Origin of the sequence: Streptosporangium oxazolinicum, assembly GCF_039537505.1 — a bacterium.
In the GTDB taxonomy this organism is placed as follows: domain Bacteria; phylum Actinomycetota; class Actinomycetes; order Streptosporangiales; family Streptosporangiaceae; genus Streptosporangium; species Streptosporangium oxazolinicum.
The window spans coordinates 129,428-145,970 of sequence record NZ_BAABAQ010000005.1; the positions used below are offsets into that span (position 1 = coordinate 129,428).

General features: G+C 71.7%; 16 protein-coding genes. 8 read left to right on the top strand and 8 right to left on the bottom strand.

Annotation, left to right across the window (positions count from 1 at the left end; all coding sequences use genetic code 11):
* The first annotated feature begins 18 nt into the window (after positions 1-18).
* From ABD817_RS16035 to ABD817_RS16045, 3 genes are all read left to right on the top strand, one after another.
* Positions 19-852 carry a hypothetical protein gene (locus ABD817_RS16035; RefSeq protein ID WP_344918709.1) on the top strand — a complete coding sequence of 278 codons (834 nt, stop codon included), beginning with the start codon at positions 19-21 and terminating at the stop codon, positions 850-852.
* Between the two features lie 430 nt (positions 853-1,282).
* Positions 1,283-2,809 carry an alkaline phosphatase D family protein gene (locus ABD817_RS16040; protein ID WP_344918710.1) on the top strand — a complete coding sequence of 509 codons (1,527 nt, stop codon included), beginning with the start codon at positions 1,283-1,285 and terminating at the stop codon, positions 2,807-2,809.
* A 43-nt stretch (positions 2,810-2,852) separates the two neighbouring features.
* On the top strand, positions 2,853-3,377 hold the full coding sequence (locus ABD817_RS16045; protein WP_344918711.1) for a hypothetical protein: 525 nt from the start codon (positions 2,853-2,855) through the stop codon (positions 3,375-3,377).
* A 30-nt stretch (positions 3,378-3,407) separates the two neighbouring features.
* Here ABD817_RS16045 and ABD817_RS16050 read toward each other — a convergent pair whose 3' ends face one another.
* Together ABD817_RS16050 and ABD817_RS16055 are read right to left on the bottom strand one after the other, a co-directional pair.
* Positions 3,408-4,622 (bottom strand): ROK family transcriptional regulator, encoded by a 1,215-nt coding sequence (locus ABD817_RS16050; RefSeq protein WP_344918712.1) that lies wholly within the window; start codon positions 4,620-4,622, stop codon positions 3,408-3,410.
* A 218-nt stretch (positions 4,623-4,840) separates the two neighbouring features.
* Positions 4,841-6,259 (bottom strand): FG-GAP repeat protein, encoded by a 1,419-nt coding sequence (locus tag ABD817_RS16055; RefSeq protein WP_344918713.1) that lies wholly within the window; start codon positions 6,257-6,259, stop codon positions 4,841-4,843.
* Between the two features lie 95 nt (positions 6,260-6,354).
* On the opposite strand from ABD817_RS16055, the gene ABD817_RS16060 reads away from it, so the two are divergent.
* A complete protein-coding gene (locus tag ABD817_RS16060) occupies positions 6,355-7,584 on the top strand; it encodes a cytochrome P450 (RefSeq protein WP_344918714.1) in 1,230 nt (409 codons plus the stop codon).
* 3 nt (positions 7,585-7,587) lie between these two features.
* Here the strand turns inward: ABD817_RS16060 and ABD817_RS16065 are convergent, their stop codons facing one another.
* A complete protein-coding gene (locus ABD817_RS16065; RefSeq protein ID WP_344918715.1) occupies positions 7,588-9,027 on the bottom strand; it encodes an MFS transporter in 1,440 nt (479 codons plus the stop codon).
* Between the two features lie 176 nt (positions 9,028-9,203).
* Here ABD817_RS16065 and ABD817_RS16070 point away from each other — a divergent pair, with 176 nt between their 5' ends.
* From ABD817_RS16070 to ABD817_RS16080, 3 genes are read left to right on the top strand one after another with little or no spacing between them, the layout of a single operon-like run.
* Positions 9,204-10,160 (top strand): STM4015 family protein, encoded by a 957-nt coding sequence (locus ABD817_RS16070; protein ID WP_344918716.1) that lies wholly within the window; start codon positions 9,204-9,206, stop codon positions 10,158-10,160.
* Between the two features lie 11 nt (positions 10,161-10,171).
* Entirely contained in the window at positions 10,172-10,351 is a 180-nt protein-coding gene (locus ABD817_RS16075) for a hypothetical protein (RefSeq protein WP_344918717.1), read from the top strand.
* A complete protein-coding gene (locus tag ABD817_RS16080) occupies positions 10,348-11,463 on the top strand; it encodes an STM4014 family protein (protein ID WP_344918718.1) in 1,116 nt (371 codons plus the stop codon). Before ABD817_RS16075 ends, ABD817_RS16080 begins: the two co-directional genes overlap by 4 nt.
* Before the next feature lie 110 nt (positions 11,464-11,573).
* Here ABD817_RS16080 and ABD817_RS16085 read toward each other — a convergent pair whose 3' ends face one another.
* Together ABD817_RS16085 and ABD817_RS16090 are read right to left on the bottom strand one after the other, a co-directional pair.
* Complete coding sequence (locus ABD817_RS16085; RefSeq protein WP_344918719.1) at positions 11,574-12,233, bottom strand: TetR/AcrR family transcriptional regulator; 660 nt, start codon at positions 12,231-12,233, stop codon at positions 11,574-11,576.
* A gap of 65 nt (positions 12,234-12,298) precedes the next feature.
* Positions 12,299-12,955, bottom strand: coding sequence for a TetR/AcrR family transcriptional regulator (locus ABD817_RS16090; protein ID WP_344918720.1), 657 nt, complete (start codon positions 12,953-12,955; stop codon positions 12,299-12,301).
* A gap of 92 nt (positions 12,956-13,047) precedes the next feature.
* Here ABD817_RS16090 and ABD817_RS16095 point away from each other — a divergent pair, with 92 nt between their 5' ends.
* The gene (locus tag ABD817_RS16095) at positions 13,048-13,419 is read left to right on the top strand and encodes a DoxX family protein (protein ID WP_344918721.1); all 372 of its coding nucleotides are present in this window, start codon (positions 13,048-13,050) and stop codon (positions 13,417-13,419) included.
* A 200-nt stretch (positions 13,420-13,619) separates the two neighbouring features.
* Here ABD817_RS16095 and ABD817_RS16100 read toward each other — a convergent pair whose 3' ends face one another.
* From ABD817_RS16100 to ABD817_RS16110, 3 genes are read right to left on the bottom strand one after another with little or no spacing between them, the layout of a single operon-like run.
* The gene (locus tag ABD817_RS16100) at positions 13,620-14,273 is read right to left on the bottom strand and encodes a biliverdin-producing heme oxygenase (RefSeq protein WP_344918722.1); all 654 of its coding nucleotides are present in this window, start codon (positions 14,271-14,273) and stop codon (positions 13,620-13,622) included.
* A 59-nt stretch (positions 14,274-14,332) separates the two neighbouring features.
* The gene (locus ABD817_RS16105; protein ID WP_344918723.1) at positions 14,333-15,457 is read right to left on the bottom strand and encodes an acyltransferase family protein; all 1,125 of its coding nucleotides are present in this window, start codon (positions 15,455-15,457) and stop codon (positions 14,333-14,335) included.
* Positions 15,450-16,190 (bottom strand): alpha/beta hydrolase, encoded by a 741-nt coding sequence (locus ABD817_RS16110; RefSeq protein WP_344918724.1) that lies wholly within the window; start codon positions 16,188-16,190, stop codon positions 15,450-15,452. Before ABD817_RS16110 ends, ABD817_RS16105 begins: the two co-directional genes overlap by 8 nt.
* Positions 16,191-16,543: the final 353 nt, after the last annotated feature.

Sequence of the window (16,543 nt, forward strand, 5' to 3'; positions counted from 1 at the left end):
AGCAGGAGGCGGGGGCGCGTGAACACCATCGTCGGCGTGCACGGCATCGGAAAATACCGCTACTACCGCGACGCGGGTAACTCGGTCACCGGCGCCGCCGCCGCGATGCGCGACAAGTGGGACCGCTACCTGCACAAGGGCCTGACCGGCGGCAAGCCGCACGCCAAGGAGCGCTACGTCACCGAGATCGCCTACTACGCCCACCTGCTGGGCGAGAGCAAGGACGACTCCGTACGCGCGGTGCGGAGCATGGACGTCGGCGCCCAGGAGGTCTTCGTCGCCTGGGCCAAGCAGCTCGACGTGGTGGGGGAGGGGCTGACCGGCGCCCTGCACCGGCTCACCGGCTGGCTGCTGGACCGGCTGGAGGTCAACGCCGCCGACTTCGCCAGGCTCTTCTGCCCCGAGGTCGCCGCCTACATGGCCGCCGGGGGCGAGACGCGCGCGAAGTGCCGGGCCGCCGTGGCCGAGGTGATCAGGCGCAACCGTCCCAAGGTGGTGATCGCGCACTCACTGGGCAGCGTGGTGACGTACGAGACGCTCTGGGCCAACCCCGACCTGGAGGTCGACCTGCTGATCACCCTCGGCAGCCCGCTCGGCATGCGCAATGTGATCTTCGAGCGCCTGATGCCCGCCCCGGTCAACGGCTGGGGCGAGCGGCCCCGCAAGGTCAAGCGGTGGGTCAACATCGCCGACAAGGACGACATCGCGGCGATCCCGCCGGGGCTGAGGGGCCGCTTCACCGGGATCGACCAGGAGTCCATGGTCAACCTCGACTGGATCGACTTCCACACCGTGGAGAAATACCTGGGCTGCGGCGCCCTCAACCCCCACCTCAAGCCCTACCTGCGCTGACCTCACCCCCGCTTCCCACCTCACCGCTCCGGGCCGTCCCCGAGTCTCCGGCTCGCCGTCGCCCGCGTTCGTCCCGGCTTTCGTTCACCGCCCCGGGTCATCCTCGAGTCTCCGGCTCACCGTGGTCCGCGTTCGTCCCGGCTTTCGTTCACCGTCCCGGGTCGTCCCCGAGTCTCCGGCTCGCCGTCGTCCGCGTTCGTCCCGGTCCTCGTTCACCGTCCCGGGCCGCCGTCACTCCCGGTGCCGCGTGGCCACCGGCGGGAGGCCGGACCTTCGTCACGATGTCGCCGGAAGGTCGGCCGTTGTTCAATCACCGTGGGTAAGGCACTTGTCTGTGCAACGGCTGTTCATCTCGCCTTGATTCGCAGGCCACGACGGGGAAAGCTGGAACGGTTGCACTGATGACGTGGAGCAGAAGCCGTCACGCAGAGTGTTCCTTTCCGTCGCCGCCGCCGGTACGGGCGGCCTGTTGCTGACCGGGGCGGGGCTCGGCCCCTCCCGGACCCTCGCCCGCGACCCGTTCACCCTCGGCATCGCCTCCGGCGACCCGTCGAAGGACGGGGTCGTGCTGTGGACCAGGCTCGCCCTCGACCCGCTCGGCGCGAACGGCCGGGGTGGCATGCCGGTCAGGGACGTGGACGTCGAGTGGCAGCTCGCCACCGACGAGCGGTTCTCCAAGGTGGTCCGCAAGGGCACCGAGAGCGCGCGCTGGAAGGAGGCGCACAGCGTCCACGTCGAGGTCGACGGCCTGGAGCCCGGCCGGGAGTACTTCTACCGCTTCCGCGCCGAGGGCCACCTGTCGCCGACCGGCCGCACCCGTACGGCCCCCTCCGCGGTGTCCTCGTCGGCCCCGCTGACCTTCGCCGTCGCCGCCTGCGCCCACTACGAGCACGGCTTCTACACGGCGTACCGCAGACTGGCCGAGCAGGACCCGGAACTGGTCGTGCACCTGGGCGACTACATGTACGAGTACGGTCCCCAGGGGTACACGGCGCTGGGCGGGAGCGTCCGGCAGCACACCTGGGGCAAGTGCGCCACGCTGGCCGACTACCGGATGCGCCACGCGCAGTACAAGAGCGACACCGACCTGCAGGCCGCGCACGCGGTCGCGCCGTGGCTGGTGGCCTTCGACGACCACGAGATCGAGAACAACTGGGCGGGGGACGTCTCCAGCTCCGGCGCCCCGGCGTTCGCCCGGCGCAGGGCCAACGCCTTCCGGGCGTACTACGAGAACATGCCGCTGCGCAGGACGAGCGTGCCCGGAGGGGCGTCGATGCGGGTCCACCGCCGGGTGGACTGGGGGCCGCTGGCCCGTTTCCACCTGCTCGACACCCGGCAGTTCCGCGACGACCAGGCGTGCGAGGACGGGCTCAGGTCCGGCTGCGACGACCGGCTCGCGACCGGCCGTACCCTCCTCGGCGAGGACCAGCGGCGCTGGCTGCTGGACGGCCTCGCGAGCTCGGGCGCCCGCTGGAACCTGGTCGGCCAGCAGATCCTGATGGCCCAGCGCGACTCCAAGGTCGGGCCGGGAACCGAGGTCAACATGGACTCCTGGGACGGCTACGCCGCCGAGCGCACCCGGCTGCTGACCGGTTTCCGCGACTCGGGCGCGGCCAACCCGGTCGTGCTGACCGGCGACGCGCACATGCACCACGCGGCGGACCTCAGGCTCGACTTCGACGACCCCGACTCGCCCCGCGTGGCGGTGGAACTCGTCACCTCCTCGATCGCGAGCGACGGCGACGGCTACCGGGACGAGGGCCGGATCGCCGAGACGGTCGCGGAGAATCCGCACATCTCCTACCTCGACCAGCGGCGCGGCTACATCGTCTGCCGGGTCACCCCGGAGGAACTGCGGGCCGACTTCCGCACGCTCGACTACATCAGCAGGCGCGGCGCCCCCGCGAAGACCGGCGCCCGGTTCACCGTGCCGTCAGGACAGGCGTCACTGACCTGAAACGTGAGAGGAATTCCGGAAAATTTAGTGGATGATGCCGCTTATGAGTCCCCTCACCACGAGGCTCACCGCCGCGGCTCTCGCCGCGGCGCTGGGCGGCACCCTCCTCGCCCCGACCCCCGCCACAGCCGCCGGATCCGCGTTACCCGCCTTATCCGCCGCACCCGCGGTCGCGCCCTCCGCCATCGGGTACACGGTCACCTTTCCCGCGCACGTCCGCCGAGGCCAGTCCCTCGTCTACTCGGTCAAGGTCAGCAACAGGAAGGCCAACGGCCAGCGCTACGTGGCGCTCATCGGGGACTTCTCGAACCGCTTCCGCAAGATCAAGGTGGTCTCCAAGCCGCGCAGCGTCAAATGCTCGGTGAAGGGCCGTGACCTGTCGTGCTGGATCACCTCCCTCGACAAGGGCGACTCGACGACCGTGCGGATCCGCGCCTGGGCCGGTTCGCGCCGGGGCACCGCGACCGCCGCGTTCGGCGTGATCGCCACGTCCGACGGGAACGCCGACCTCCGCAAGCTCAAAAAGGAGATCAGCCGCAAGATCAAGGCCACTACGCGCATCCGCTGACCTCGACCCCGCTCCGGAACCGGGCCGGGATCAGATCCCGGCCCGGTTCCGGTGGCGCGGAGAGAGACCGTTCGGCTTCGGGGCCGGGTTCGCCTGCAGGAAATCCTCGATCACGAGGGTGGCGGCGCCCAGCGCGACCGAGTCGACGCCGAGGCGCCCCAGGCCGATGGAGACCGTCTTGTACGGCTGCGCCAGGCAGTTGTCCGCGGCGACCTTCCTGATCCTCGGCAGCAGGTGCTCGCCGAGCAGCACGCCGGCCCAGCCGCCGATGATGATCCGTTCGGGATTGAACAGGTTGATCAGGTTGGCCAGCCCGACGCCCAGGTAGGTGACGGTCTCGTCGATGACCGGGGAGCCCGCGGCCACCAGCGCGGCCAGCGCGGCCTGCTCGTCGACGGTCTCCGTCCAGACCCCGGCGCGTTCCAGGATGCCCCTGGCCCCCACGTACGCCTCCAGGCAGCCCTGGCCGCCGCAGCGGCACCTGTGCCCGCCGACCATGATCTTCGTGTGGCCCCACTCGCCCGCGCTGCTGTTGGCCCCCAGGTAGGTGGCCCCGTCGGTGATGATGCTCGCCCCGACTCCCGAGCCGATCAGCACCACCACGGCGTGCCTGGCCATGCGCCCGACGCCGAACCACAGCTCGGCCTGCCCCATCGACTTGGCGCCGTTGTCCACGAAGAGCGGCAGGTCGGTGCCCGCCCGCAGCAGCCTGCCGAGCGGCACCGCGTCCCACCCGAAGGTCGGGGCGTGGATCAGGGCGTCGGATCCCATCTCGACGACCCCGGGAACGCCCACCCCCACGCCGAGCACCCGCTCCCTGGGCACGCCGCTCTCGCCGAGGACCACGTCGATGCCCGCGAGGATGTGGCGGACGACCAGATCGACGTCGTGCCCGGCCGGGCGCAGCGCGTACTCGGCCCTGGCCTGCCGGTTCATGTCCAGGTCGAAGAGCTCGACGCGCACGTGCGTCTCGCCGACGTCGACGCCGATAGCGTAGCCGTGGGTGGTGTTGACCCGCAGCAGTACGCGGGGCCTGCCCCCGTCGGAGTCCGCCAGACCGGCCTCGACGATGATCCCGCTCGCGAGCAGGTCTCCCGTCACGTTGCTCACGGTGGCGGGGCTCAGCCCGATGGTCTCGCTGAGCTCCTGACGGCTGGCGGGCCCGTGGAAGTAGAGGGCGCGCAACACGATGGCTCGATTGCCCCGGCGTAGGTCGCGGACGGTCCTCTGCTGTGCGTCGAACATGCTCATCATCTTAGGTAACGACGTGAAAAAAGTGGCTGGCAATCTCCTGCCACCGGTGGTGAAAGCTCATATCGATCAGGCTGGTTTGAGCCGCGAATTAAAAAAGGGACCCTCTATCGCGAGGGCGGGGCCGGTCCCCCTCAGGTTTTCACCGCCGCTCCACAAAAAACCTCCACCTGCTCCACAACGGACCTCCACCGCCGGTCCGCCTCAGGTCTCTATCGGGGAGAGGACGGACTCGCGAAGGTGTAGCCGAACAGGGTGTCCTTGGGAGCACTCGCCAGTGACCTCGCCGACGACGGGCGGATGCCCGGGTAGGAGCCCTTCCGTACGGTTCCGCGCAGCAGGGTGAGCCTGCCGCTGCCCGGGGCGGCGACGACCAGGCCTCGGCCGGGGACCGTGGCCAGGGCTCCGCCGAAGTCGCCGCCCTCACCGGTGACCAGCAGGTTGTGGTTCCTGGTGAGGCCGCCGGAGCGGGTCCCCGCGAGCACCTGGACGGCGTTCTCGCCCGGCACCCCGATCGCCAGTTCGTCGTCGCCGTCGCCGTTGAGGTCCCCGGCGGCGAGGGCGGCGCCGAAGCGGTCGAAGTAGCGCGGCTCCCCCTTCACGGAGCGCTGCGACCAGGCCTCGGAGACCGCCGTGCGCAGCCCCGAGCGGGAGCCGTAGACGACGTGCACGGTGCCGTCGCCGTAGTCCATCGCCCGCTGGTTGCCGCTGAGTCCCTCCCCCGGCACGCCGATCGCCAGGTCGTCGCGGCCGTCGGCGTTGAAGTCACCGGTGGCCAGGGCGGTGCCGAAGAAGTCCCAGACCTCGGCGAGGCCGCTGATCCCGGGGCTGTCCTGGGTGAGTATGGTCGCCCTGCGGCGCCGGACGTCGAGGACGGTGACCGAGCCCTGGCCGTTCTTCAGCACGGTGTCCGCGGGGGCGCCCACGGCGATCTCGGCCCGGCCGTTCCCGTCGAAGTCCCCGGTGGCGAGCACCGCGCCGAACTGGTCGGTCTTCCGCTCGCGCTGCCCCACCCAGCCGGTCTCCTGCGTGATCATGTACGGCTCGCGCCCCTTGAGCCCGTACACCCCGACCGCGCCGCCGCCCAGCCCGGGGGCGCCGATCACCAGCTCGTCGTCGCCGTCGCCGTCCAGGTCCCCCGCCGCGAGCGCGGCGCCGAACCGGCCCGGCTCCCGCTTGCGGCCCAGGTCCCCGGCGTCGATCAGCTTGCCGGGCCGCAGGCCGTCGGGCGAGCCGTGGAACAGCTGTACGGCGCCGTCGCCGTCCTCTCCCGGCCGGGAGCGGTCCTCCTCCGAGACGCCCACGGCCAGGTCGGCGCAGCGGTCGCCGTCGAAGTCGCCGGTGGCCAGCGCCGAGCCGAAGGAGTCCCCGGTCTCGCTCTCGCCGGGCACCCCGGCGTTGTCCTGGGTCAGCTCCCTGGCGGTGCGCATGCCGTACAGCACGGTGACCGACCCCGCGCGGGCGTGGTCGCCGGAGCGGGTGTAGGGCGCGGCGACCGCGAGATCGGCCCGCCCGTCGCCGTCGAAGTCGGAGGGGACGCCGGAGCAGGCGGCGGCCGAGGCGTGGGCCGGGAAGGCGGCGGGGACCAGCAGGGAGGTGAGGACTGCGGAGGCGAGGAGCGCGGCTCTCATATCTGTGATGGTTTCCGGTGATTCGGACACGCGGCCCACCGGGACATGAAATTCAAGTGGCCGGTACGCGTAAAGAACATGCCAGGATTGGCGGCATGGAAATCGACCTTGCCGACCTGGGATTCTGGCGGCGGCCGCTCAAGGAGCGGCATGAGGCGTTCGCGCGGCTTCGGGATCTCGACAAGCCGGTGTTCTTCGAGGAGAAGCGGGTCCCGCTGCTCCGCTCGGGCAAGGGTTTCTACGCGCTGGTCCGGCACACCGACGTGGTGGAGGCCAGCCGCAACGCCAAGGTGTTCTCCAGCGAGCCCGGTGTGACCAGCCCCGAACCGCCAGGCTGGGTCAAGCACGTGTTCGGCGAGTCCATGGTCAACATGGACGACCCCCGGCACGCCCGGCTCCGCCGCATCGTCTCCCGCGCCTTCAGTCCGAAGATGCTGGGCAACCTGCAGGGCGACATCGACGCCGCGTGCGCGCGGATCGTCGACGACGTGACGGCCTCCGGGCCCGGCGACTTCGTCGGCCAGGTGGCCGCCAAGCTGCCCATCCACGTCATCTGCGACATGATGGGCGTCCCCGACGACGTGCGGGCCAGGGTCCACCAGCACGTCGACGTCTCCACCGCCTACTCCGGCGTACGGCCCAGCCTGGCGCACACCGTCAGGATGGCCGCCCAGAACACGCTCGCGCTGCTCGCCCTGCAGCGCCTGGTGATCGACCTCGGCAAGGAGCGCGCGCGGACGCCGCGCAACGACCTCGTCTCGGCGCTCGTCACCGCCAACGTCGACGGCGAGAGGCTGACCGACCGCGAGCTGGGATCGTTCTTCACGTTGCTGCTCGTGGCGGGCAACGAGACGGCCCGCAACACCATGGCGCACGGCATCAAGCTGCTGACCGACAACCCCGAGCAGCGGCGGCTGCTCGCCGGCGACTTCGACGCGCACATCGGCGGCGCGATCGAGGAGATGGTCCGTTACGTCTCACCCATCATGCAGTTCCGCCGTACCGTCACCGAGGACTACGACCTGCGCGGCCTGCGCCTGAAGGCGGGCGACAAGGTGGTGCTCTTCTACGGCTCGGCCAACCGCGACGAGACGGTCTTCCCCGACGCCGACCGGTTCGACATCACCCGCGACACCAAACCCCACGTGGGCTTCGGCGGCCCCGGACCGCACTTCTGCCTGGGCGCGAACCTCGCCCGGCAGGAGATCAAAGCGATGTTCCGCGAGCTGTTCACCCGGCTGCCGGAGATCCGCTCGGTCGGCGAGCCCGAGCTGCTGGTGTCCAACTTCGACAACAGCGTCCGCAGCCAGGCGTTCGCCTTCTGACGCTCACTTGCCCGGCTGGGGGGCCGTCACCGGGCAGCCCAGCTTCGGCTCCGCCTGGATCAGCACGTTCTCCCGGATGGTGAGGAAGGTGAGCAGCGCCGCGACGCCCAGCATCGACGCGCTGACCAGCATCGTCGTGTGGAACCCGGTGGTGAAGATCTCGGGGGAGTCGAAGGCGTCGCCGGTCAGCCCGGCCAGCGGGGGGATCGCGGCCACCGCGAGCAGCCCGCCGGTCCTGGCGACGGCGTTGTTGACGCCGCTCGCCACCCCCGCGTGGCGCTCCGCGGCGGTGGCCAGCACCGTCGCGGTGAGCGGCGCGACCGCCGCCGACAGGCCCAGCCCGAACAGGGCCGTCGGGAGCAGCACGTCCACCACGTACGACGAGCCGGGGCCGATCCGCGACATCAGCAGCAGGGCCCCGGCGCAGACCAGGATGCCGGTCGTCATCGGCAGCCGGGGCCCGAGGCGCTTGGCCAGCTCGCCCGCGCGCGCCGACAGCAGCAGCATCAGGATCGTCACCGGGATCATCGAGGTCCCGGCCAGCAGGGGGGAGAAGCCCGCCGACACCTGCAGCTGGACGACCAGGAGGAAGAACACCACGCCCATCGCGGCGTACATGATGAAGGTGACGATGTTGACCGCGGTGAACACCCTCGACCTGAAGACCTCGACCGGTACGAGCGCCCCGGGCGAGCGCCTGATCTCCAGCCAGACGAACGCCGCGCCCAGCAGCACGCCCGCGGTGATCGGGACGATCGCCAGGTCGATCAGACCGTAGGTGATCCCGGCCAGCGCCAGCGCCGCCAGCATCGCGCCCAGGACGTCGAACCGGCCGGTGGCCACCGGGTTCCTGCTCTCCGGGACGTGCCGTACGGCGACCGCCACGACGAGGGCCGCCAGCGGCAGGTTGATCAGGAACACCCAGCGCCATCCGGCCGTCTCGACCAGCCACCCGCCGAGCAGCGGGCCGACGGCCGCGGCGACCCCGCCCAGGCCCGACCACGCCCCGATCGCCCGGGGCCGGTCATCGCGGTCGAAGGACGCCTGGATGATGGCGAGGGATCCCGGGGTGAGCAGCGCCCCGCCGACGCCCTGCAGGGCACGGGCCGCGATCAGCGTCTCCACGTTGGGCGCCAGGCCGCACAGGGCCGACGCGAGGGCGAACCAGACGACGCCGACGAGGAAGACCTTGCGCCTGCCGTACCGGTCGCCGAGCGATCCGCCCAGCAGGATCAGGCCCGCCAGCGTGAGGGTGTAGGCGTTGACCGTCCACTGCAGCCCCGCCATGTCGGCGCCGAGATCGGCGCCGAGCGCGGGCAGGGCCACGTTGACGACCGTGCCGTCCAGCATGGCCATGCCGGAGCCGAGCACGGTGGTCAGGAGAACCCAGCGGCCCGTCGCGGAGTTGAAACGGATGTGACCATTGTCCATGCTGCTGTCCATGCTGCTCATCATCGCCGACCTTACGCACCGCTCTGACCGGTGCCGACGGCTCCGGGAGCGGGGCGGCCACCTCGACGATCACCCCCGGACCCGCCCGGCAGGCGTTCTCGGTTCCGAGAGGGGCGCACCTCTGATAGGACGGTCCGGTCACAGTCGAGCCTGACGGGGAGCCTCCGATGGAGTACAGCGAGTTCAACGACGACGTCGACGGTCTCTACCGCGGAGACTACGCGGGCCTGCCCATCGTGAGCCTGCGTCCCCCGGGCGCCCCCATGCCTCCGGCGGGCGAGGCGGCGTGGCGGGTCTCGGTCCACGTCTACAACGCCAAGGAGACCTTCGAGGAGCACTTCGCGCGCTTCACCGAGACCGTCGACACCACCGAGGTCAGGGCACTCATCGTCGGAGGCTGGACCGAGGCGTACGAGAAGGACGCGTCGGGGCCCATCCGGTTGCTGACGGAGAACGCGGCGCGCCTCCCCGCGCTGCGCTCGCTCTTCTTTGCCGCGATGCCGCAGGAGGAGTGCGAGATCTCCTGGATCCAGCAGAGCGACGTCACGCCGCTGCTGGAGTCCTTCCCGTCGCTGGAGCGGCTGGAGGTCCGGGGCGGGACGGGCCTGGAGCTGCGGCCGGTCCGGCACGAGCACCTCAGGGTGCTGCGCTTCGAGGCGGGCGGGCTGCCCGCCTCCGTGGTCAGGGGGGTCGGCATGAGCGAGTTCCCCGCGCTCGAATACCTGGAGGCCTGGCTCGGCACGAGCGAGTACGGTGGCGAGACCACCGCGGCCGATCTGGAGAACATCCTGTCCGGCGAGCGGCTGCCCGCGCTCAGGCACCTGGGGCTGCAGAACAGCGAGATCCAGGACGAGGTCGCCGCTCTCGTCGCCGCCGCCCCCGTCGTGGCCCGGCTGGAGTCGCTCGCCCAGTCGATGGGGGTGCTCAGCGACGAGGGCGCCGAGGCCCTGCTGTCGGGGCGGCCCCTCACCCACCTCGAACGCCTGGACCTGCACCACCACTACCTGACCGACGCCATGGTCGAGCGTCTCACCTCGACGTTCTCCGGCTCCGGCGTCCAGCTCGACGTGTCCGACCAGAAGGAGCCCGACGGCGAGTGGCGCTACGTCGCGGTCGCCGAATGAGCGGGTCGCGGGTGAGCATGTCCCAAGTGGGCGGGGCGTGGGTGAGCGGGTTCTGGGTGAGCAGGTTCCGAGCGGGCGGGTCGCGGGTGAGCGGGTTCCGGGTGGCCGGGTTCTGGGTGGCCGGGTTCCGGGTGGGCGGGCACGGTCGCGGCCGGTGTTCGGCCACCCGGCGTGTCGCGGTCGCCGCGTGACCGCCCTCGCCGTCGTGGGCACGCCGGGCGACCGGCGGGTGACCATGTTCGCCGACGCCTGCGCCCGGCAGGGACTGGACGGCCCCGCCGTCGTGCCGTGGACGTCCGTGCTGCGCGGCGAGGAGATCCGGCTCGCGCCGGAGACGCTCGTGCGGATCGACTCGCCGGGGGAGGACGCCGAGGCGGACGCGCTGCTGCGCGGCCCCGGCGAGCCGTCCCGGATCGGCGGCGGTGCCCGCTGGTACGCCGGGTTCGTCGCCGGGTCCGCCCGGGTCCGCCGGGCCGTGGCCGCGACGCCGGGGGCCGTACTGCTCACCGACGTCGAGGACGTCTCGGTGATGTTCGACAAGCGGCGCTGCCACGCCAGGCTGTCGGCGGCCGGGGTGCCGGTGCCACCGGCCCTCACCGGGCCGGTCGGCGGCTACGCCGAGCTGCGCGAGCGAATGGACGAGGCCCGCTGGTGCCGGGTGTTCGTCAAACCGGCCCACGGCTCGTCGGCCTCCGGCGTCATCGCCCTGCACGCGTCGGGCCGCCGGGTCAGGGCGGTGACCTCGGCGGAGCTGGCCTCCGGCGAGCTGTACAACTCCCTGAGGGTGAGGTGCTACGAGGACGAGCCCGATCTGGCGGCGATCGTCGGCCTGCTGGCCGCGGACGGCCTCCACGTCGAGCGCTGGTTTCCCAAGGCGAGCCTCGGCGGGCGCGCGATCGACCTGCGGGTGGTCGTCGTGGACGGCACGCCCACCCACGCGGTCGTCCGCGCGGGCCGGGGCCCGATGACCAACCTCCACCTCGGTGGCGTACGGGGTGATCTGGGCGCCGTCACGGCCGGGCTCGGCCCCCGGGGGTGGGAGCGGGCCCTGGAGATCTGCGCGCGGGCGGCGGCCTGCTTCCCCGGGAGCCTCGCCGTCGGGGTCGACCTGATGATCGGGGTCGACTGGCGGGAGCTCGCGGTGGCCGAGGTGAACGCGTTCGGCGACCTGCTTCCCCGGCTGGAGGGCCTGCCCGGCGGCGGGGCCGAGGGTCTCGACACGTACGGCGCCCAGGTCCGCGCGATCCTCGCCCGGCACACGCCCCGGGGTCTCGGCGGTCTCGGCGGCGGGGCGGGGGCGTGACATGAACGCGGCGGTGGGCGGCCATGCCCTCCGGGCCAGGTCCCGTACGGGCGTTCTCCCGGCCGCTGCCTGGATCTCGTCGTGCGCGTGACGGCCGTTCCCGCGGAGGCTCAGATCCCGTCAGGGGAGCCGAGGGAGCCGGGGGAGCCAGAGGGGCCGGGGGAATCCGGGACGCTCCGGGAACCGAGGCCGCGGAGCACGAAACCCGAGACGATCCTCTCGGCCTCCTCGGGCGTCACCTCGCCACTGAGCAGCGGTACCCGTTCGGCGCCGATGACGGCGAGGATGATCCGGGCGGCGGCGGCCACGTCGGGGGCCCGGAAGTCGCCCGACGACACGCCGCTGTCGATGATGCCCGTCAGGATGCGCTGCATCGGCTCGACGTGGTCGGCCAGGCGCTGGTAGGCGTCGGGGCCCAGTGCCGCCGACAGGTCGGCGGGGCCGGGGTGGGGGTGGGCGAGCAGCCCGTCGAGCTGGAGCCTGACGAAGACCCGCAGCCGTTCGGCGGGCGAGGCCCGGTCGGGCAGCTCCCGCTCGTAGCTGTCGATGAAGTAGTGCGTCACCCGCTCGGTGAAGGCGAGCAGCAGCGCCGCCTTGTCCGGGAAGTAGTTGTACAGGACGGTACGGGTGATCTCGGCCTCGCTCGCCACGTCGGTCATGGAGATGGCGTCGATGCCCTGGTCGCGCGAGAGACGGGAGACGGCCCGCAGGATGCGATCCTGGGTCTGGGCGCGGTGCTCGCCGATGGTCGCGGCCGAAATCCGGGGCATGGCCCCATGGTCGCACAGTACCGGCACCTCGGTCAGACGCCGTCGTGCGGTCCCTCACGGCGGGGTCAGCGATGAAGCCGGGCCGTGAGCATCGCGTTGCGCATGTCCTCGGCGCTGGGGGCCGGGGGGAGCGGGGGAGCGATCCGGTCGGCGCGGCCGGCGCGGCACGCGTCGAGGATCAGGCCGATCAGCCGCCGCCACGCCTCCGGGGCGGCGCAGCGGGTGGAGCCGAGCACCCCGGCGTTGGCCATCATGATCAGCATCAGGTCCTGGCCGGTGAAGTCGGCGCGCAGCGCCCCGGCGTGACGGGCTCGCTCGATCACCCGGTCGACCGCCGCCAGCGCCCGCGCCCTCGGTGCCTCCAGCGCCTCCCCGGGGAAGCAGGAGGTGAAGCCCTCGGTCACCCCCTGGTCGGCGGCCTGCATCCCGCAGATGTGCTCGACCAGCCCGGCGAACGCCTCCCACGGGTCGTCGACGCGCTCCGCCGCCTCGGCGGCCTCGACGAACTCCGCCATGCGGTCGGCCAGGATCGCCTCGATGAGCGCCTCGCGGTCGGGGAAACGCCGGTAGAGGGTGGCGATGTTCACCTCCGCCCGGCGGGCGATCTCCTCCAGGGGCACGTCGAGGCCTCCCTCGCGGAACGCGACGCGCGCCGCCGCCACGATCCGCTCCCTGTTGATCTCGGCGTCCTTGCGCAATCCCCGCCGTTTGCACGCGTCCATGAGCCGATTCTACAAAGTGAAGGCGATCCTGCGGTTGTGCTACGGTGACTCCAAGCGAAGGGCATCCTTCACTTATTTCCTCGGAGCGCATCATGAACGTCGCCCTCTGGATCGCGCAGATCCTGCTCGCCGCGGTCTTCCTCCTCGCCGGTTTCATCAAGGCCACCAGGTCCCGCCAGGATCTGTCCGGCCAGATGCCGTGGGTGGAGGACTTCTCGGACGGCCAGGTCAGGATCATCGGGATCCTTGAGCTGCTGGCCGGGCTCGGCCTCATCCTGCCCGCCGTCACCGGCATCCTGCCCGTCCTGACCCCGCTCGCCGCCGTCGGCCTGGTGATCACGATGATCGGCGCCATCGCCGTGCACCTCCGCCGCAAGGAGTACCCGGGGATCGCGGTCAACGTGGCCTTCCTCCTGCTGGCCGCCTTCGTGGCCTGGGGCCGCTTCGGGCCCTATGCCCTCTGAGGTCCGGTCCTCGGTTTCGGAGAGGGGCCGCGCCCTCCGGGCGCTCCGGGCCTTCGAGGCCCCCGGACGTGGAAACGCTCCGGTACGAGATCTCGTACCGGAGCGTTTCCACGTCCTCGAAGCCTGAAGATGTCCTTGAAGGCGTCCTCGAAGCCGTTCCGGGGGACGTTCCGGAAGACGCCGGGAAGATGGGCGGGGCGTCAGGCGACGAGTTCGGAGCGGGCCACCCGGCCGAGCTCGCCCAGGACCTCGGTGTTGAGCAGGTACGCGAGCCGGGTCTCGCGGATCAGCCGCCCCTTCTCCGCCTCGTTCAGGGGGAGCGCGTCCAGCCGGGCCCGATACTCGTTCTTGAAGCGGGGCAGGCTGCCGATCCCGTCGAAGAGGTAGAAGTCGACGCCGCCCCCCGGCTGGTAGCCGTAGATCTTCTGCAGCTCCATCCGGATGAACTGCCCGCCGGACAGGTCGCCCATGTAGCGGGTGTAGTGGTGGGCGATGTAGCCACCCGGCCAGGTGGCCACCTGGTTGATGCGGGCGACCAGGGTGAGGGTCGGCTTGGAGGGCTCGATCCTGGACCTCCAGCCGGACCCGTAGATCGTCTCCAGGTCGCGGACCAGCGCCTCCTCCCGGTAGAGCTCGGGAATGACGAACGGCGCCGCGACGGGATCGGCGGCCAGCGAGCGGGAGGCGCTCTCCAGGGCCACGTAGGCGAAGTAGTGCTGGGCGACCATCTCCCCGTAGGCCTCGGGGCTGAGACTGCCCGCCATCAGCGCCTTGAGGTAGCTCTCGTCCTCGGCGGACTCGTGATCACCCCAGGTGGCGTTCCTGAGGACTTCGGAGAAGGGCGAATCGCTCATGATCACTCCGCGACGAGAGAAACTTTATGACGCAGTGTCACAAAAATCGTGCCGCCTCGTCAAGCCGATGGCGACACCCTGTCATTACATCGCCCGCGCACCGATCCCGGAAGCCAGGCGAGCGCGAGAACGGCCGCGAACACCGGCAACCAGGCCAGCCGGTGCAGCAGCCAGACCGGCTCGTCGGGTACCGCCAGCAGACCGGGCACGTCGCCGAAGCGCAGGGCGGCGACGGCGATCACGGTCGCCGCGCTCTGGTGCCACAGGAAGAGCGTCATCGCCGACAGGTTGGCCAGCGCGACCACCGCCCACAGCCGGGGACGCCGCATCAGCCGGGCCAGCGGCGCGCGGACGAGCAACGCCAGCCCCACCTGGGCGAGCCCGAAGCAGACCGCGGCCAGGCTGGGCGGGCTGAGGTTGGAGACCGCGTCCCCGGTCACGCCCACCATGCTCGCCGGATACCCGAACCCGCCAACCAGCAGCGCCGCCCCGGCCACCCCGCCGGCCAGCAGGCCCACCGCCACCCGCCGCGAGGCGAGCAACCCGCCCGCCCAGGCGATCCCCAGCGCGTACGGCACCAGCCACCCGGCCGCCAGGTTCGCCCACCCCGTCCAGGCGGGGGCGCCGAGCCCGAACCTGGCCAGGTCCACCCCGAGCACGACCGCGAACGCCACGGCGGCCGTGACGACCGGGTGCGCGCGCAGGAGAAGGGGAGTGGCCGCGGTCAGCGCGGCGAAGACGGTGAGGAACCACAGTGGCCCGATCGCCGGGACCACCATCGCCCTGATCGTTCCCACCGAGGTCCCGCGCAGCGCCATCCCCACCGCGATCCCCGCCCAGATCAGGACCAGCGGCACCGCCGGTCCCAGCAGCCTCCCCATCCTGGCCCGCACCCAGGTTCCTGAGGCGCGGGCCGCCGCCGAGCGGAGGCCGCGCGCCGCCGCGTAGCCGCCGACGAAGAAGAACACCGCCAGCGTCTGGAACACCCACGACAGCGGCGTGAACTCCGGCAGGTGGGCGAGCGGGCTGGACATGTGGACGGCCCCCGCCGCGCCCGGTGCCCACGCCGTCACCAGCCAGTGCCCCAGCACCATGCCCGCGATCGCCAGCGCCCGCAGCGCGTCCACCCCGCGGTCCCTGCCCTCGGGGGTGGCCGCCTCGATCCCGGCCGCGAGACTAGCCACGGGACACCTCGCCGCCCCGGCCGAGCGCGATCAGGGTCAGGTTGCGCAGGGACTCGCCGCCCGGTTTGAGATAGTCGCTGTGCCCGGCGGAACCGGTGCCGAACAGGCGCGCGCCGAAGGCCGGGGCGGTGGGATCGGGGCCGAATCCGAGCGGCCCGATCCTGAGCTTGGGCACCCCACGCATCCAGTCGCGGGCGCCGCTGCCCGCCCACAACCGGGTGCCGCCCAGTTCGGCGGCCGACGAGACGCCCAGCCCCGGGCTGCCGAAGACGGCCGTGTCCGCGACCCCGGAACCGGGCACGGCCCCGGCGCACACCACCGAGCCGTAGCTGTGGCACAGCAGGCTGACCCGTTTCCCCCTGAGCGTCTCGCTGACGTATCGCCGCAGGTCGGCGGCCCCTCTTTCGGCGGCCCCGATGGTCAGCACGCCGATGCTGAGCGTCGCCGGGCTGTCGTAGCCGAGCCAGGCGACCACCGCCAGCCTCGCCCCCGGGTCCAGCGTCCGCGCCTCGGCCAGCAGCGCCCGCGCCCCGCCCCCCGGTGTGATGTACGTCCTGACCCTGCCGCCGTCGAAGGTGGCGGCCGTGGTGTCGGAGCCGGGGACGACGACCGCGACGTACTCGGCCGTACCGAGGTCCCCGTAGACCCGCACCACCCGGTCGCCCACGGGCTCCGGCACCGTCACGTAGGCGAGCGACGCGGCGGCGGCCACGGCGAGCGTGCGGCGGAACATGCGAGCCTCCTGTCCGGTCTGAGGAACCGGGCAGAACGCTAGGAATCACGGCCCGTAACCCGCGTCACCCCGAGGGGGCGCCTTTCCCGTCCCTCCCGGGAACGAGGGGGCTGAGGCCGGACACGCGCCGGATGGTGAGAGGCTGCCGCGCGTCCGACCGACGCGAATCTCGTTGCCGACGTATCTTCCGCTCCTCCACTGTGAGGCGGCCCGTTCCGCGCTGAGGCCGAATCATGAGCGCGATTCCGTTGGACCACGTGGGAGAAGGCGGGATCGCCATCGATGCGCCGATCTTGCGGCCTTCGTGGAACGCCACGGCGGCACGTCGCCGGATGAAGTATGAAAGTTGGCGG

Coding starts and splice junctions, on each gene's coding strand:
- ABD817_RS16070 (WP_344918716.1), top strand. CDS start 9,204: ATGGAGTACAGCGAGTTCAACGACGACGTCGACGGTCTCTACCGCGGA.
- ABD817_RS16095 (WP_344918721.1), top strand. CDS start 13,048: ATGAACGTCGCCCTCTGGATCGCGCAGATCCTGCTCGCCGCGGTCTTC.
- ABD817_RS16090 (WP_344918720.1), bottom strand. CDS start 12,955: ATGGACGCGTGCAAACGGCGGGGATTGCGCAAGGACGCCGAGATCAAC.
- ABD817_RS16060 (WP_344918714.1), top strand. CDS start 6,355: ATGGAAATCGACCTTGCCGACCTGGGATTCTGGCGGCGGCCGCTCAAG.
- ABD817_RS16055 (WP_344918713.1), bottom strand. CDS start 6,259: ATGAGAGCCGCGCTCCTCGCCTCCGCAGTCCTCACCTCCCTGCTGGTC.
- ABD817_RS16065 (WP_344918715.1), bottom strand. CDS start 9,027: ATGGACAGCAGCATGGACAATGGTCACATCCGTTTCAACTCCGCGACG.
- ABD817_RS16085 (WP_344918719.1), bottom strand. CDS start 12,233: ATGCCCCGGATTTCGGCCGCGACCATCGGCGAGCACCGCGCCCAGACC.
- ABD817_RS16110 (WP_344918724.1), bottom strand. CDS start 16,190: ATGTTCCGCCGCACGCTCGCCGTGGCCGCCGCCGCGTCGCTCGCCTAC.
- ABD817_RS16045 (WP_344918711.1), top strand. CDS start 2,853: ATGAGTCCCCTCACCACGAGGCTCACCGCCGCGGCTCTCGCCGCGGCG.
- ABD817_RS16050 (WP_344918712.1), bottom strand. CDS start 4,622: ATGTTCGACGCACAGCAGAGGACCGTCCGCGACCTACGCCGGGGCAAT.
- ABD817_RS16100 (WP_344918722.1), bottom strand. CDS start 14,273: ATGAGCGATTCGCCCTTCTCCGAAGTCCTCAGGAACGCCACCTGGGGT.